Origin of the sequence: Cellulomonas biazotea (assembly GCF_004306155.1) — a bacterium.
Classification (GTDB): domain Bacteria; phylum Actinomycetota; class Actinomycetes; order Actinomycetales; family Cellulomonadaceae; genus Cellulomonas; species Cellulomonas biazotea.
On sequence record NZ_BIMR01000209.1, the window covers coordinates 17042 to 32528 of the forward strand.

The 15487-nt window shown below is 76.7% G+C and carries 13 protein-coding genes and 1 pseudogene; 6 read left to right on the forward strand and 8 right to left on the reverse strand.

Annotated features, from left to right (window positions below; all coding sequences use genetic code 11):
- Nucleotides 1-47: 47 nt before the first annotated feature.
- The 3 genes from CBZ_RS13535 (at nt 48) to CBZ_RS13545 (ending at nt 3194) form a co-directional block, all read left to right on the forward strand.
- Complete coding sequence (locus tag CBZ_RS13535) at nt 48-869, forward strand: siderophore-interacting protein (RefSeq protein WP_130782053.1); 822 nt, start codon at nt 48-50, stop codon at nt 867-869.
- 28 nt (nt 870-897) lie between these two features.
- Complete coding sequence (locus CBZ_RS13540) at nt 898-1992, forward strand: hypothetical protein (protein ID WP_130782054.1); 1095 nt, start codon at nt 898-900, stop codon at nt 1990-1992.
- Nucleotides 1993-2087: 95 nt separating this feature from the next.
- Entirely contained in the window at nt 2088-3194 is a 1107-nt protein-coding gene (locus CBZ_RS13545) for a DNA glycosylase AlkZ-like family protein (protein ID WP_130782055.1), read from the forward strand.
- Nucleotides 3195-3210: 16 nt separating this feature from the next.
- Here CBZ_RS13545 and CBZ_RS13550 read toward each other — a convergent pair whose 3' ends face one another.
- The 3 genes from CBZ_RS13550 to CBZ_RS22025 all read right to left on the reverse strand — a co-directional run bounded on the left by CBZ_RS13550 (nt 3211) and on the right by CBZ_RS22025 (nt 7812).
- Nucleotides 3211-5469, reverse strand: a complete 2259-nt coding sequence (locus CBZ_RS13550; protein WP_130782056.1) for a SpoIIE family protein phosphatase — start codon at nt 5467-5469, stop codon at nt 3211-3213.
- A gap of 136 nt (nt 5470-5605) precedes the next feature.
- Entirely contained in the window at nt 5606-6958 is a 1353-nt protein-coding gene (gene chrA / locus CBZ_RS13555; RefSeq protein WP_130782057.1) for a chromate efflux transporter, read from the reverse strand.
- A 188-nt stretch (nt 6959-7146) separates the two neighbouring features.
- Nucleotides 7147-7812: a sugar O-acetyltransferase gene (locus tag CBZ_RS22025; protein ID WP_130782058.1), complete on the reverse strand. Its 666-nt coding sequence runs from the start codon at nt 7810-7812 to the stop codon at nt 7147-7149.
- 153 nt (nt 7813-7965) lie between these two features.
- On the opposite strand from CBZ_RS22025, the gene CBZ_RS13565 reads away from it, so the two are divergent.
- Together CBZ_RS13565 and CBZ_RS21530 are read left to right on the forward strand one after the other, a co-directional pair.
- Nucleotides 7966-8526: a GNAT family N-acetyltransferase gene (locus tag CBZ_RS13565; RefSeq protein ID WP_246013374.1), complete on the forward strand. Its 561-nt coding sequence runs from the start codon at nt 7966-7968 to the stop codon at nt 8524-8526.
- On the forward strand, nt 8523-8819 hold the full coding sequence (locus CBZ_RS21530) for a hypothetical protein (protein WP_174768676.1): 297 nt from the start codon (nt 8523-8525) through the stop codon (nt 8817-8819). The genes CBZ_RS13565 and CBZ_RS21530 overlap by 4 nt, the downstream gene beginning before the upstream one ends.
- A gap of 22 nt (nt 8820-8841) precedes the next feature.
- Here CBZ_RS21530 and CBZ_RS13575 read toward each other — a convergent pair whose 3' ends face one another.
- From CBZ_RS13575 to CBZ_RS20935, 5 genes are read right to left on the reverse strand one after another with little or no spacing between them, the layout of a single operon-like run.
- The gene (locus CBZ_RS13575; protein ID WP_130782059.1) at nt 8842-9378 is read right to left on the reverse strand and encodes a phage tail protein; all 537 of its coding nucleotides are present in this window, start codon (nt 9376-9378) and stop codon (nt 8842-8844) included.
- 3 nt (nt 9379-9381) lie between these two features.
- Entirely contained in the window at nt 9382-9876 is a 495-nt protein-coding gene (locus CBZ_RS13580) for a phage tail protein (protein ID WP_130782060.1), read from the reverse strand.
- A gap of 9 nt (nt 9877-9885) precedes the next feature.
- Nucleotides 9886-10410, reverse strand: coding sequence for a phage tail protein (locus CBZ_RS13585; RefSeq protein WP_130782061.1), 525 nt, complete (start codon nt 10408-10410; stop codon nt 9886-9888).
- Nucleotides 10410-11285, reverse strand: a complete 876-nt coding sequence (locus CBZ_RS13590; protein WP_165446770.1) for a GNAT family N-acetyltransferase — start codon at nt 11283-11285, stop codon at nt 10410-10412. The genes CBZ_RS13585 and CBZ_RS13590 overlap by 1 nt, the downstream gene beginning before the upstream one ends.
- Before the next feature lie 8 nt (nt 11286-11293).
- Nucleotides 11294-11689, reverse strand: coding sequence for a DUF6916 family protein (locus tag CBZ_RS20935; RefSeq protein WP_165446771.1), 396 nt, complete (start codon nt 11687-11689; stop codon nt 11294-11296).
- A gap of 290 nt (nt 11690-11979) precedes the next feature.
- On the opposite strand from CBZ_RS20935, the pseudogene CBZ_RS20940 reads away from it, so the two are divergent.
- Nucleotides 11980-15487 (forward strand): annotated as a pseudogene (locus tag CBZ_RS20940) (hypothetical protein); the annotation flags it as partial.

Consider the following 15487-nt stretch of genomic DNA (forward strand, 5'->3'; position numbering starts at 1 on the left):
CCCGACCGACATCCGCCGACATCCGCCGACACCGCCCGGAGAGCCGCGTGCCCCAGATCGCCGTCACCCACGCCCCCAGCGGCCTCGTGCACGCCACCGTCGTGCGCGCCCGACGCGTCACCCCGCACATGGTCCGCGTCACGCTCGGTGGCGACGACCTGCGCCGGTTCGAGTACCGCGGCTTCGACCAGTGGGTCCGGCTCGCCGTGCCCGTCCGCGACGACACCCGGTTCGACAACCTCGCCGACACCTTCGACACCCGCGGCTACCTGCGCTACCTCATGCTGCCGAAGAACACCCGGCCCGTGATCCGCAGCTACACCATCCGCGACCACCGGGCCGACGGCCCCGACGGCACCCCCGAGGTGGACATCGACTTCGTCTGCCACGGCACCGCCGGCGTCGCCGGGCCGTGGGCCGAGTCCGCTGCCACCGGGGGTGTCGAGGCCGGGACCGAGGTCGCGTTCATCGACCAGGGCTGCGGGTGGGTGCACGTCCCCGCCGACCACGTCCTGCTCGTCGCCGACGAGAGCGGCCTGCCCGCCGTCGCCGGCGTCCTGCGCGACCTGCCCCGGGACACCGTCGGGCACGCGTTCGTCGAGCTCATCGACGCCGCCGACGCCCAGGACGTCGACGCCCCCGACGGCGTCACCGTGCACTGGCTGCCCCGCACGGGCGGCGAGGCCGTCGGCGACCTCGCGCTGCAGGCGCTGCGCGACCTGCCCTGGCCCGGCGGCACCGTCGCCGCGTTCGCGGTCGGCGAGTCACGGCTCGCGACCGGCACCCGCCGGTTCCTCGTCGGCGAGCGCCAGGTGCCCAAGAGCCACGTCACCTTTTGCGGTTACTGGAAGGCCGGATCGCCACGGTGACCTCAGGGGCGCTGCTAGCGTCCCGCGGATGGTGTCGAAGCGGACGATCCTCCTGTCCCTCGCGGCGAGCGGGATCGCGCTCGTCGTCTGGCTCGCCGTCGGCGCGCTGCACGTGCTCCTGGAGCACGCGGGCGTCCCCGCCGGGCTGCAGGGGTTCGTCGCCCCCGCCACGCCTGCCGTGCTGCTCGTCTGGCACGCCCCCGACACCGCACTCGTCGCCGGGATCGCCCTCGCCGTGGTCGTGGCCGTGCTCGCCGCACCGTCCGTGCACGCCTCCGGCACCGGGTTCGCGCCGCGCGTGCTGGGCGTCTGGTTCGCCGTCGTCGTCGGCGGGGCCGTCGCCTGCGGCTTCTCCGGCTGGCCGACGATCCTCGGGATGCTCCAGTACGGCACCGACGGGCTCACGCAGGCCGCGCTCCTCGGGATGTTCGAGCCCGTCCGCCGTGGCACCGCCTGGGGAGCGACCTACGGGTGGGTCGTCGGGCTCGCGGTCGTCGCGATCGCCCGCCGCCTCGAGGGCGGCGAGCCGACCGCCCGCCGAGCCGGTGGCGCCCTGCCCGCGGCCCTCGTCGTCGGCGCCGTCGCCGCCGCGGGGTGGTCGCTCGCCGCGGTCGCGCACGGCTGGGTCGACCGGACCGTCGCCGAGTACGTCACCACCGCACGCTCCGCGCTCGCCGGGACGGTCAGCACCGCCGCCGACTGGCTCGCCCCCGTGACCACCGCGGGCGACGCGTCGCTCGGCGCCGTCCTCGCGTGCGCCGGGCTCGTCGGCACCGTCGCCGGCGGGCTCACCTACGTCGCCGCCCGCAGCACCGTCCTTCCCGCCGGCCGCACGGTCCTCGTCCTCGCGGTGTGGGTCGCGTGCGTCGCCGGCGCCCTCCTCGGCGCGATCCCCACCGCCCTCGTCGGCGTCGGGCTCGACCCGCAGGGCGACGGCCGGTACCTCGCGCAGAGCCTGCTGAAGTCCGGCCCGACCGACGGCGGCGCCGCGGGCCTGCTCTACGGCTGGATCCCCGCCGTGCTCGCGCTCCTCGTGCTCCGCCGGCCCGCCCAGCCGGACGCCGACGACCTCGCGGGTGGCGACGCCGGTCCCGCGACCACGCCGCTCGACGTCACCGTCTGACCCCCTGCGCCGACAGGCGCCGGCCCCTCGGGACGCGGCCGCTGCCACGCCGTCCCGCGCCGCGTGTCGGTGGTCGCGCCTAGCCTTCTGACGTCATGGTGCTCCACCTGTCCCGCACCGACGCGCGACGCCTCGCCGTCCGCGCCCAGCTCCTCACGTCGCCGCGCCCCGACGACGTGCACGCCGTGGTCAGCCACCTGACGATGCTGCAGGTCGACCACACCACGGCCGTCGCCCCCAGCGCCGACCTGGTGCTGTGGAGCCGCCTCGGGTCCCGGTACGACCCTGCCGAGCTCGCCGACGCCGTGGACGGGCAGGCCCTCGTCGACGTGCAGGGCATGATCCGCCCCGCCGAGGACCTCGCCCTGTACCGCGCGGAGATGGCGCAGTGGCCGGGCCCCGACGCCAAGGCGTGGGAGCAGGCGCAGCACCGGTGGCTGCTCGACAACGCCGGGTGCCGCCAGGACATCCTCGACGCGCTGCGCTCCGACGGCCCCCTCACCGCCCGGGACCTGCCCGACACGTGCGCGCGCCCCTGGCGTTCGAGCGGCTGGAACGACGACCGCAACGTCCCCATGATGCTCGACGTCATGGTCCGCGCCGGCGACGTCGCCGCGGCGGGCCGCCGCGGGCGGGACCGGCTGTGGGACCTCGCCGAACGCATCTACCCCGCCGACGAGCCCGTGCCCGTCGAGCAGGCGCGGCGCGAGCGCGACGAGCGGCGCCTGCGGGCGCTCGGCGTCGCGCGCGCCCGCGGACCCGAGTGCCCCGTCGAGCCGTTCGACGTCGGCGACGCGGGCGAGCCGGCCGTCGTCGACGGCGTGCGCGGCGAGTGGCGCGTCGACCCGAGGCTGCTGGACGCGCCCTTCGAGGGCCGCGCCGCGCTGCTGTCCCCGTTCGACCGGCTCGTGCACGACCGCAAGCGGATGGTCGAGCTGTTCGAGTTCGACTACGCGCTCGAGATGTTCAAGCCCGTCGCCGCCCGACGGTGGGGCTACTACGCGCTGCCCGTCCTGCACGGGGACCGGCTCGTCGGGAAGCTCGACGCGACCGCCGACCACCGCGACGGGGTGCTGCGGGTGCACGCCGTGCACGAGGACTTCTCCTGGTCGCCGGCCGTCCGGTCGGACGTCGCCGACCAGATCGAGGACCTGGCCCGCTGGCTCGAGCTCGACCTGCGCCTCGGGGCCCGGACCCGCTGACCCGCCGCGCGGTCGCTCACGCCTCCCGGCACAGGACCAGCAGCGTGAGGTCGTCGGCGGCGGCCTCGTCCCGGCACGCGTCGAGGACGTCGTCGATGCGCAGCGGCCGGGTCGGGTCGTCCGTCCGGTCCACCGCGGCCCGCAGCCGGGCGAGCCCGTCGCGCAGCCGCGTCGCGCGCGAGTCGACCAGGCCGTCGCTGTAGAGCACGAGCGCACCCCCGGCCGGCACCTGCAGCGTCGCGGCGGGCGGCGTCCCGGAGCCGACGCCGAGCGGGCGGTCCACCGGCAGCGACACGAGCTCGGCCCGGCCGTCGGCGTGCAGCAGGACCGGGCGCGGGTGGCCTGCGACCGCGACGTCGGCGTGCCCCGTCGCGGGGTCGACGAGCGCGACCACGGCCGTCGCCATCTCGAACGGCATCGTCCAGCGGGCGACGAGGTCGAGGCCAGCCAGCACCTGCGTCGGGCTGTCGCCCCGCAGCAGGTAGGCGCGCAGGGCGTTGCGCAGCTGGCCCATCGCGGCCGCCGCGGCGAGCCCGTGACCGGCGACGTCGCCGACGACGACCGCCAGCCGGCCGTCCGGCAGCAGGAGTGCGTCGAACCAGTCGCCGCCGACCCGGCCGCCCGCGGCGGGCTCGTACCGGGCGTCGACGTGCCACCCGTCGAGCACGGGCAGGCTCGCGGGCAGCAGGCTGCGCTGGACGGTCTGCGCGGCGCGCAGCTGCGTCCGGCTCCGCAGGACCAGCACCTCCAGGAGCCGCGAGCGCAGCTCCGTCGCGGCCTCCACGTGGTGGGCGTCCCAGGGGGCACTGCGCCCGCGGACCGTCTCGCGCCACAGGTCGAACGACAGGCGCGGGCTCAGCCGGACCGTGTCGCCCTCGCGTCGGGCGATCGCCTTGTTGTGCGGGTCGCCGCCCCAGTCCACGTGGTGCACCTGCTCGCGCCGGACCCACACGACGGACTGGCCGTCGGGCAGCCGCAGCGCGAGGACCCCGGCGACGTCGGGGACCTGCGCCGCGAGCGCGGGCTCCTCCTCGCCGAGCGCGGCGCGGACCACCACGTCGTCGGCCTGCTCCGCGACCCACGTGAGCAGCGCGGGCAGGCCGACCGGGACGACCCCGGCCGTCTGCACGGCGCCGTCGACCTGTGCGACCGCGCCGTCGGCGGGCACCAGGCCCAGCAGTCCGGGGCCGTCGAGCAGTGCCTGCGCGAGGGGGCGGTCCTCGTCGCGCGCGGCCTCGAGCAACCGCCCCAAGGCGTCCGACGCGGTGAGCCGCTCGCGGTGCTCGTCCTCCTCGACGCGCGCGACGAGCCGCAGCGACAGGGTCGACCCGAGGAACTCGGCCGCCGCGCGCACCCCGTACGGGGGGACGTGCGGGCCCGCGTAGTGATGGCAGGCGATCAGGCCCCACAGCCGCCCGTCGCGCAGCAGCGAGATCGACATCGACGCGGCGACGCCCATGTTGCCCAGGTACTCGCAGTGGATCGGCGAGACGCTGCGCAGCACCGCGTGCGTGAGGTCCAGCGGCAGGCCCGTGGGCCCGTCGAGACCGGGCACGAGCCGCGCGGGCGTGTACGCGACGTCGGAGATCAGGCGCAGCCAGTTCTTCTCGTACAGCGCGCGGGCCTGCGGCGGGATGTCGGACGCCGGGTAGTGCAGGCCGAGGAACGCGTTGAGGTCCTCGCGGCGCGCCTCGGCGACGACCTCGCCGTTGTACTCGGCGTCGAACCGGTAGACCATCACGCGGTCGAAGCCGGTGAGCGCCCGCACCTCGCGTGCGGTGATGTCGTAGAGCTCGTCGAGCCCGTGCGCGCGGTTGAGCCGCTCGACCGCGCCGCGGACCGCCTGGTACGTGTTCGGGAACGAGAACGGGCGCGGTCCGGTCGCGGGCTCGAGCTCGACGACGAGCAGCGTCGAGTCGCCCGACGCGAGCCGGTGCAGCACCGCGTCCACCTCGAGGTCGCCGTCCGGGGTCGGCACCGTGAGCTGCAGGGGGTTCCGGTCGCGCAGGTTGCCCCACGTCGCGACGTGCTGCCGGACGGCCGCCTCGGCGTCGGCGCCGACGGCACGGGCGAGCGGCCGACCCAGCACCGCGTCGACGGGCGGGCCGAGCAGGTCGCCGACGTTCTCGGAGACGTGCGCGACGACCAGGTCGGGCTCGGTCACGGCGAGCAGGACGCCTCGGGGCTGGATGCTGCCCGGCACGTGGATCGGCTCGCGCGCGCAGTTGTCGAGGTCGACGGGCTCACCGGGTGCGAGGAAGGTGACCTCGGTCATGGGCAGCTCCTCACCGACGGCCGCACCGCCGCGGTCGTGCCTGACGGCGCCGTGTCCTGACGACCGCGGCCAGGATACGGGTCGGCCCTGACGGCCGGTCCGCGCGGCCGGGCGGGTGCGCGGCGACGGCCGCAGGTCAGACGAGCGCGGGCAGCAGCCCGACGACGAGCCCGAGCGCGGCGCACACGCCGAGCGTGCGGAGCACCGACCACCGCAGGCGCAGCAGCAGGACCGCGGCGACGAGCGCGATCCCGACCGCGACCGGGTCGAGCGACGTGAGGTCGGGCACCTCGAGGCTCACCGGGCCGAGCGTGTGGGTCGTCGTCGTGCCGAACAGCGTGTGCAGCGCGAAGTACAGCGCGAGGTTCGCGATGACCCCGACGACCGCCGCGGTGATCCCCGTGAGCACCGCGGCCAGGCCGGCGTTGCCGCGCAGCCGCTCGACGTACGGCGCGCCGAGGAAGATGAACAGGAAGCTCGGCACGAACGTCACCCACGTCGTCAGCAGCGCGCCGACCAGCGCGGCCACCCACGGGTCGAGGTCGCCGGGGTGCCGGTACGCGCCGACGAACGCGACGAACTGCACGACCATGATGAGCGGCCCGGGCGTCGTCTCCGCCAGCGCCAGCCCGCGCACCATCTCCCCCGGCGCGAGCCACGCGTACGTCTCGACCGCCCGCTGCGCGACGTAGGCGAGCACCGCGTACGCCCCGCCGAACGTCACGAGCGCCGACCCCGCGAAGAACACGCCCTGCTCGCTGAACACGCTGCCCGCGCCGGTGAGCGCGACGACCAGGGCCAGCGGCGCCAGCCAGACCACCAGGCCGACCGCGAGCACCCGCACCGCACGGCCCGTCGACGGCCGCTCGGCGTGCAGGACGTCGTCGGGGATGAGCGGCGGCGGGCCGTCGTCCGCGGCCTCGCCGTTCGTGCGCGGCGTCGTCAGGCGTGGTGCGAGCCGGTGCAGCAGCCAGCCCGCGAGCCCCGCGACCGCGATGACCAGCGGGAACGGCAGGCCCAGCAGCGCGAGCGCCACGAACGCGCCCACCGCGAGGCCGACGAGCGCCGGGCTGGTCAGCGCGCGCGTCCCCAGCCGGTGGACGGCCTGCACGACGATCGCGAGGACCGCCGGGGCCAGCCCCGCGAACAGGGCGGCGACCGTCGCGGTGTCGCCGAACGCCACGTACACCGCGGACAGCACCAGCAGCGCGACGACGCCCGGCAGCACGAACAGCACCCCGGCGACCAGCCCGCCCCGCAGGCCGTTGAGCAGCCATCCCGTGTACACGGCGAGCTGCTGCGCCTCGGGTCCGGGCAGGAGCATGCAGTACGACAGCGCGTGCAGGAACCGCCGCTGCCCGATCCAGCGCTTCTCGTCCACGAGCGTGCGCTGCATGACGGCGATCTGCCCCGCGGGCCCGCCGAACGTCTGCAACGAGATCGCGAACCACGCCCGCGTCGCCGCGCCGAACGGGACGAGGTCGCGCACGGGCCGGTCGTCACCCGGGGCCGCCGACGGGTCGAGGACCTCGTCCGGCGCCGCAGGCGGGTCCGCGGGCAGCCCCGAGGCCGGACCGGTGGACGGGCCCGAGGGCGGGCTCGGCGGTGAGGTCGGCGGCGGGGCGGCGGGCACGCGCCGATGCAACCCGCCCGCTCCCCCGTTGTCCAGCGACGCGGTCAGCCGCTCACCGGACGTTCGCCCGCGGTTCCGTCGGGCGCCGCCGCGAGGACACGCGGCGGCCGGTACGACCACTCGCGGTCCGCGTCCGTGATCTCGCGGACGACCCGCGCGGGCACGCCCGCCACCACGACCCCGGGCGGGACGTCACCCGTGACGACCGCCCCGGCGCCGACCACCGACCCCGCACCGATCGTCACGCCGGGCAGGATCGTCGCCCCCGACCCGACCCACACGTCGTCCTCGATCCGCACGGGCGCCGAGAACTGCGACCCGTCACGCCGCAGCTCCGGGTGCACCGGGTGGCCCGTCGTCGAGATCGTCACGTTCGGCGCGAACATGACCCGGTCCCCGACGACGACCTCGCCGTCGTCGACGAGCGTCAGCCCGACGTTCACGTAGACGTGGTTCCCCAGGTGGACGTGGCGCCCGTACATGACGCGCAGCGGCGGCTCGACCCACACGCCCTCGCCCACGCTGCCGAGCAGCTCGCGCAGGATCCGCTCCCGCTCCGCCGTCTCGCGGGGGCGCGTCGCGTTGAAGTCGTGCACGAGCTCCTTGCCGCGGACGCGCTCCTCGTCGAGCGCCTCCAGGCCCGGTCCGCTGTCGGTGTAGAGCTCGTGCGCGGCCATGCGGCGGCGGACCTCGCGCTCGCGGTCGTCCATCGTCGTCCTCCTGGGTGGGCTCGCGGCCCGGTCGGGACCCGCGCTGCGCGGGCCCGGCCCATCGTGCCCGAGCGGCACACGGAGCCCCGGCCGTACGCGCGGGGCGGATCCCCACCCACAGCCCGCGCTGGGACGGCGGCCTAGGGTCGGGGCGTGCCCCCCGAGCCCTCCACGCCCTCCGCGCGCGTGACGCCCGTGCCCGCGCAGCCCGGCGACGTCGACGCGATCCACGCCCTGCGCCGGTCGCTCGAGGACTGGATGGCGGACCGCGGCGTCGTGCAGTGGCCGCGCGGCTCGCTCCCCCGCGAGCGCGTCGCGACGCAGGTGGCCGCGGGCGAGTGGTGGGTCGTCCCCGACGGCGCCGACGACGGCCGTCCGGGCGGGTCCGCGCGTGCGCTCGCCGCGACCGTCCGCCTGCTGCGCGCCGACCCCGACTTCTGGGGCGACGACACCACCCCGGCCGTCTACGTGCACGGGCTGATGGTCGACCGGCGTCGCTCGGGCGACGGCCTGGGCGCCGCGCTGCTCGACTGGGCCGCCGCGCAGGGCCGGGACGCCGGGGTCGGCCTGATCCGGCTCGACTGCCGCACCAGCAACCCGGCACTGCGTCGCTACTACGAGGGCCGCGGGTTCCGGGCCGTCGGCGAGCGCGACTTCGGCACGCACGTCAACGTGCTGCTCGAGCAGCCGCTCGGCGGGGACGCGGGGTCGTGACCGGCCCCACGGTCGGGTTCCTGCACACCGCGGAGGTGCACGTCGCGACGTTCGACGCGCTCGTCGCCACGCAGCACCCGGGCGCGTGGGACGCGTTCGAGGCGGGTGACACCGACGGCTACGAGCGCCTCGTCGAGGCGGCGGCCCGTGCCCTCGCGCCGACGGTCGACGTGGTCGTGCTCGCGCAGGCGAGCATGGCGGGCGCCGCGGACCGTCTGCGGGACCTCGGCGTCCCCGTGCTCACGAGTCCCGGTCCGGCCGTCCGGGCGGCGCTCGAGGCCGCGAGGCCCTGACCGGCGCGACCCGTCAGGCCGCTCACTGGCGCGGCGGGAAGATCCCCTGCAGCGCGATGATGAAGTTCAGTACCAGGTACGGCGGCATGTTGTTGTGCGGCTGGTCGCCGCCCTCGACGGACAGCGCACCCGACCCCATGGTGACCGTGCCGGCGCCGCTGCCGTAGAGCTCCTCGGTGGCGCGGCCGATCCGGCTCGTCGCCCACGCGGCGCCGGACGGGTTGCCCGTCGTGCCGCGGGTCCCGTCGGGTGCGCTCGCGACCGGGTGGCTGTGGGCGGGGATCTCGGACCCGATGAGCGTCACGGTCGGCGAGCCGAGCTGCTGGCCCAGGTCGACGGTGTCGAGCCCCGCCCCCCACCCGTGGTGCACCGGGCTGCGTCCCTGCAGGTCGGGCAGCGCGAACGTGCTCCTGCCGTCGCCGCCGTACGTCGTGCCGAGCAGCGAGAACAGGGCGGTGTTCTGCGAGATCGGCATGATCTGCCCGTTGCACAGCGCCCAGCCCTTGGGGGCGAAGCTGCCGGCGAACATCCGGATCTCGGCGACGAAAGGATCAGCCATCGGTCAGTCCCTGCTGGGGAAGATGCCGACCAGGGCGATGACGGCCTGGAGGGCGGCGTACGGGGGCATGTTCTCGTGCGGCTGCGAGCCGCCGGTCGGGCCGACCAGCCCGTCGGCCATGACGGCCTGCGGCGTCGGGCCGTAGTGCGGCGCGTCTGTGACGGCCCACCGGCCCTGGCCCGGCGCGGTCCGGTCGGAGGCCGCGGCGGCGCGCACCGGGTGCGTGTGGGCCGGCAGCTCGCCGACGGTCAGCGTGTGGGCCTCCTCGCCGCCGACCTGCCCGAGCGTGAGGCCGGCGCCCTCGTGCACCGGCACCCGGCCGCGCAGGTCGGGCAGCGCGAAGGTGACGCGCCCGTCGCCCCCGTACACGGTGCCGAGGAGCGAGAACAGCGCCTGGTTCTGGTTGATCGGCAGGAGCTGGCCGTTGCACTGCGCCCACCCGCGCGGCGGGAAGCCGAACGCGGTGAGGCGGATCTCCGCGAGGAACGGTTCCGACATGACGTGTCCTCAGTTCTGCGAGGGGAAGATGCCGTAGAGCGAGATGATGAACGACACCGCGAGGACCGGGTGCCGGTTCTCGTGCGGCTGCGACCCACCCGCCGCCCCGACGACGTCGGCGGCGAGCGCGTTGGCCTGCGCGCCCGTCGACGGCACGAACGCGGGCGCCGTGGACGCCGCCCACACCGCCCCCTCGGGAGACGTGGCGGTCGCGGCCGCCACCGCCGCCTGCGGGCGGTGCCGGTGGCTCGGGATCTGCTGCGTCGACAGCGTGACCCGCTCGACGCCGGCCTTCTCGCCGAGCGTGTACGTCGTCGGCGACTGGGGGTTGCGACCGACGTGCAGGGGTGTGCGGCCCTGCAGGTCGGGCAGCGCGAACGTCTCCTGACCGTCGCCGCCGTACGTCGTGCCGATCAGCGCGAAGAGCGGGTCGTTCTCCGCGATCGCCAGCAGACCGCCGTCGCAGAACTCCCACCCGGCGGGGGCGAAGTTGCCGGCGAACATGCGGATCTCGCCGATGAAGGGCTGGGACATCAGGCCTCCGTCCCGGCGTCCGGGGCGGTGTCGCCCGGCGTGCCGTCGGTCGTCGGGTGGGTCGGGTCGGCGGGTGCTGCGTCGGGGGTCTCGTCGGGCACGACGAACGTCGCGACGAGCACGGTGCCGTCGGCGTCGGCCCGGCTCGGGACCGCGAGCACCGCCTGCGGTCCGACGCCGGGCAGGTCGAGCACGACCGTCTGCTGGTCGGTGCCGAGCGGTGCGCGGAAGGTGACGTCCCAGGTCGCCCAGCCAGCCGACGACCGCCGCTCGGAGCAGGCGCGGACGGTCCACGTGACCGGCGGCTCGACGGCGACGTCCGCGCCGACGGCTGCGCGCCAGTCGGACCAGGTGGCGACACGGTTCACGGGCGGGGCCTCCAGCAGCACGTCGAGCGCGGTCCCGGGGCCTGCGGCGGTGCCTGCGGCGTCGGCGCCCTCCCCGGCGTCGCTGCCGTCCGCGTCGACCGGGACGAAGCCGAGCCTCGCGTACAGGGCCGCGGCGCGCACGTTCGTGGCCCGCACGTGCAGCCGGACGACGTCGCCCGACGCGTGCGCCTCGGTCAGGACCCGACGCAGCACCGCGGTGCCCGTGCCACGGCCCTGGTGGTCGGGGTGCACGGCGACGTCGAGGACGCGGACGACACCGGGCTCGTGCCCGCGGACCAGCCGCCCGACGGCGAGGCCCTCGACCTCGACGACCTCGTCGCGCGACCCGGCGAACGCCGCCTCGCGTGCCGCGTGCTGCCCCCGCAGGAAGGCGGCCGTCGTCGCGTCGTCCCACCCGAACGCGGCGACCTCGGTGGCGCGGGTCGCGGCGTACAGGTCGGCGACGAACGCCGCGTCGGCGGTGGTGGTCGGGCGCAGGACGGGCACGACCGGGCCTAGACCGTCCGGTCGACGACGGCCTCGAGGTCCGTGCCGTCGGGGCCGACCGGGCCGACGTACAGCACGAGGTCGCCGTCGTCGTGGGCGAGGGTGCGGACCGCCCCCGGGAGGTCGCGGGTCGACGCGGCACGGAACGTCAGCGCGAACGCGTCGGACGTCGGCGCGGCGCCGGCCGGGCCGCTGACCGCGGCGAGCGTGAGGACGTGCATCGTCCCCTCGACGTCTGTCGTGAACCGGCCACCGACGAGCGCACGGACCGCGGCGAGCTCGAGCGGCACGGTGCGGCGCAGCAGCGGGACGCCGACGACGGCGGCGACGGCCCCCACGGCGACGGCCCCGGCCCCGCCCGCGAGGACGGTGCGGCGCGAGACGACGGCGCGGCGCGAGAGCACGGCTCCTCCTGTCGGCGGGGACGTCCGGGTGCCTCACGGGCACGCCGGTGCAGGGTGGCGAGCGGCGCGCGTCCCGGGTGCGGTGGGCCGCGCGGCTCGGTGAGCCTACGAGGTTTCACCCCCGCCGCCAGGGCCTCGCAGCGGGTGAAACCTCCTACGCTGACCCGGTGCCGCACCGCACTGACCTGGGATTTTACCGATTTGCCGCTCTTGCCGCCGTCCTCGCGGCAGGTTTGTCCGGATCGGTCGCCGCTGCCCCCGCGGCATTCGCCGCGCCGACGCCGCTCGTCGTGACGACGACCGTCGACGCACCCGTCGACGCCTCCTGCGCGGACGCGCTGCCCGCGTCCCTCTCGCTGCGCGAGGCCCTCTGCCAGGCGCAGTCGCTGAGCGACGCTGCGGTCACCGTGCCGGCGGGCGTCGTGACGCTGACGGCGGGGGCGCTGGTCTACGCGCCGACGTCCGGCGGACGGTCGCTGACGATCACCGGCGCGGGCCGGGACTCGACGCGCGTCGACGCCGGGGAGGCGTCGCGCGTGCTCGACCTCGACCGTGACGCGGTCGGCGCGCTCGACGTCACCGTCGCCGACCTGACGCTCGCGGGCGGCCGGCCGACGTCCGCCGACGCGACGTGGGGCGGTGGCGCCGTGATCGCCGGTTCCGGCGTCCCGGGCGCGCCCGACGCCCTGACGCTCACGGGCTGCCGGGTGACGGGCAGCAGCAACGTGCCCGCGGGCGAGCTCGACCAGGGCGCGGTCGGCGGTGGCGTGCAGATGACCGGCGGCACGCTCACCGTGCGCGACTGCCTGGTCGACGCGAGCACCGCGAGCGACGCGGTCGGCGGCGGCGTCGCGTTCGTCGGGCTCGACGCGGGCGACGCGGTCGTCGTGGAGAGCTCGACGTTCACCGGCAACGCGTCGGTCGGTACGACGGGGACCGGCGTGACGGGCGGCGGGGCGCTGTTCGTGTCCGGGGACGTCGACGTCACCGTCACGGCCTCGACGTTCGCGGGGAACTCCGTGGCGAGCACGTCGGCCGCATCCGCGCTGGGCTCGGCGGTCCTCGTGGAGTCGGGCACCGCCACCGTCTCCGGCTCGACCGTCACCGGGAACACCGTGACCTCGCCCGCGGGCAGCGTCGGCTCGCGGGGCGCGCTCGTCCTGGCGCACGGCCAGGTCACGACGTCCCGGCTCGCCGGGAACACGACCACCGTCGGCGGCGCCGTCACGCGCGACGCCGTGCGCGGCGGCGCGACCGTGCCGCGCAACTGGTGGGGCTGCGTCGACCCGGCCACCGGCACGGGCTGCGACACCGCCCCGGACGCGGCGACGCGCGAGCCGTTCGCGCGCCTCGCGCTCGCCGCCTCCCCCACGATCGACCTGCCCGGGCGGACGTCCGCGATCAGCGGCGCCGTCTCGATGTCCGACGGCTCCGCGGTGCCCGCCGCGCTCGCCGCGACCCTGGCCGACCTGCCGCTGACCTGGGCGACGACCGCCGGCTCGCTGGGCGGCCGCGAGTCGACGCTCGGCGCCGACGGCACCGCGGGCGCCACCCTGACGATTGCCGCGGGCGACCCGCGCGTCTCGCTCGGCGTGGACGGCTCCGCCGCGACGACGACCGTGACGACCGCGGTCCCCGCGACCGTCGCCACCCAGCCGGTCGCCGCGAGCGTCGTCGAGGGCGCGACGGCCGCGTTCACCGTCGTCGCCGCGGGCACGCCCACCCCGACCGTGCAGTGGCGCACGTCCGCGCCGGGGTCCTCGACCTGGGCCGACGTCCCCGGCGCGACCGCCGCGACCCTCACGGTGCCGGGCACGACCCGGGCGATGGACGGCACCCGCTACGCCGCGGTCGTGCAGAACGACTTCGGTGCGCCCGTCACGTCCTCGGCCGTGGCGCTCGCCGTCCGGTGGGGCGCCGAGGTCACGCTCGACCCCGCCGACGTCACGGTCGTCGCCGGTCAGGACGCCGCGTTCACCAGCCAGGCCGCGGGCAAGCCCGCCCCGACGACCACCTGGGAGCGCTCGACGGACGGCACGACGTGGGCCCCGGTCGCGGCCGCGACGGGCACGACGCTCACGCTGCCCGCGGTCACCGCAGGCGACGACGGCCTGCGGGTGCGGGCCGTGCACACCGGCGAGGCCGTCGCGACGACCGCCGCCGCACGCCTCACCGTGCAGACCCGCCCGACCCTGTCGGCCGTCGCCGGCGCGGTCGTCGCGGACGGCGGCACCGCGCAGCTCACGACGACCGTCGGCGGCTCGCCCGCACCCGCCGTGCGCTGGCAGCGGCTCGTCGGCGGCACGTGGACCGACGTGCCGGGCGCGACCGGCGCGACGCTCTCCGTCGTCGTCGACCCGTCCTTCGACGGCGCCCGCTACCGGGCCGTCGCGACGTCCGTCCTAGTCGACGGCACGTCGTCGGCGACGAGCAACGAGGCCGTCCTCGACGTGCGGTACGGGCCGCTCGTCGACGTGCACCCGCTGCCCGCGACGGGCGTCGCTGGCGGCACCGCGCTGCTCACCGCCGCCGCGCACGGCAACCCCGCGCCGACCGTGCAGTGGCAGACGTCGACCGACGGCACCACCTGGGCGGACGTCGCGGGCGCGACCGACGTCATCTACGCGCGGCCCCTGACGCTCGCCGACGACGGGCTGCAGGTCCGGGCGCGGTTCAGCGGCCACGGCACGACCGACACGACGGCCGTGACGCTCACCGTCGAGGAGGCGCCGACCGTCACCGACCCCGTCGGCACGACCGTCGACGCGGGCGGCACCGCGACGTTCACCGTGTCCGCCACGGGCACCCCCGCCCCGGCGGTCCGCTGGCAGTCGCTCGTCGACGGCACCTGGACCGACGTGCCCGGCGCGACCGGCCCGACGTACGCGGTGACGGCGACCGGCGCGCTGCACGGCTCGTCCTACCGGGCCGTCGCGGTCAACGTGCGCGGCACCGCCGTGTCCGCCGCCGCGACCCTGGGTGTCCGCACGCCGCCGACCGTCACCGACCCCGCCGACGTCCTCACCCGCCCGGGCGACGACGCGACGTTCACGGTGACGACCACCGGTCGCCCCGCGCCCGACGTCACGTGGGAGCAGTCCGTCGACGGCACCACCTGGACTCCCGTCGCGGGCGCCACCGGGCCGTCGCTCACCCTCACCGCGGCCGGCACCGACGACGGGCTGCGTGTGCGCGCCGTCGCGACGTCGACCCTGGGCACCGGGCCCGTGACCGTCCGGAGCGCCGCGGCGACGCTCACCGTCGTGCCCGTCCCCGACGAGGTGTCCGGGCCCGCCCCGAGCACCCCGGTCGCGTCCGTCGCCGGGCAGCCCACGACGATCACCTTCGTCGTCCTCGGGTCCGACCTGAGCGGCCGCTGGGAGGTGTCCCGCGACGGCGGTGCGACGTGGGCGCCCGTCGGCCCGGAGGTCACGACGAACACCATCACCGGCGTCTCCGCGCTGCGCTCCCTGCGCTCCGCCGCACCGCCCGCCACACGGACCGCGTTCACCGCGACCTTCACGCCGACCGCCGCCGACGACGGGTCGCTGCTGCGCCTCGTCGTCGCCGACGCGGCCGGGGAGACCGTGCTGCGACCGGTCGCGGTGCAGGTCGCAGCCGCGCCGACCCCGTCGGCCAGTCCGACACCCACGCCGATCCCCGGGTCGGGCGGGACGCCGGGCGGGAACTCCGGCGGCGCGCCGGGCGGGGCCTCCGGCGGGACGTCGGGCGGGTCGTCGGGCGGGGCCGTGGGCACGGGCGGGGCGTCGGGCGGCCAGGCCGTGGGCGGGACCGGGA

Coding starts and splice junctions, on each gene's coding strand:
- CBZ_RS13540 (WP_130782054.1), top strand. CDS start 898: ATGGTGTCGAAGCGGACGATCCTCCTGTCCCTCGCGGCGAGCGGGATC.
- CBZ_RS13545 (WP_130782055.1), top strand. CDS start 2,088: ATGGTGCTCCACCTGTCCCGCACCGACGCGCGACGCCTCGCCGTCCGC.
- CBZ_RS13550 (WP_130782056.1), bottom strand. CDS start 5,469: ATGACCGAGGTCACCTTCCTCGCACCCGGTGAGCCCGTCGACCTCGAC.
- CBZ_RS22025 (WP_130782058.1), bottom strand. CDS start 7,812: ATGGACGACCGCGAGCGCGAGGTCCGCCGCCGCATGGCCGCGCACGAG.
- CBZ_RS13575 (WP_130782059.1), bottom strand. CDS start 9,378: ATGGCTGATCCTTTCGTCGCCGAGATCCGGATGTTCGCCGGCAGCTTC.
- CBZ_RS13580 (WP_130782060.1), bottom strand. CDS start 9,876: ATGTCGGAACCGTTCCTCGCGGAGATCCGCCTCACCGCGTTCGGCTTC.
- CBZ_RS13585 (WP_130782061.1), bottom strand. CDS start 10,410: ATGTCCCAGCCCTTCATCGGCGAGATCCGCATGTTCGCCGGCAACTTC.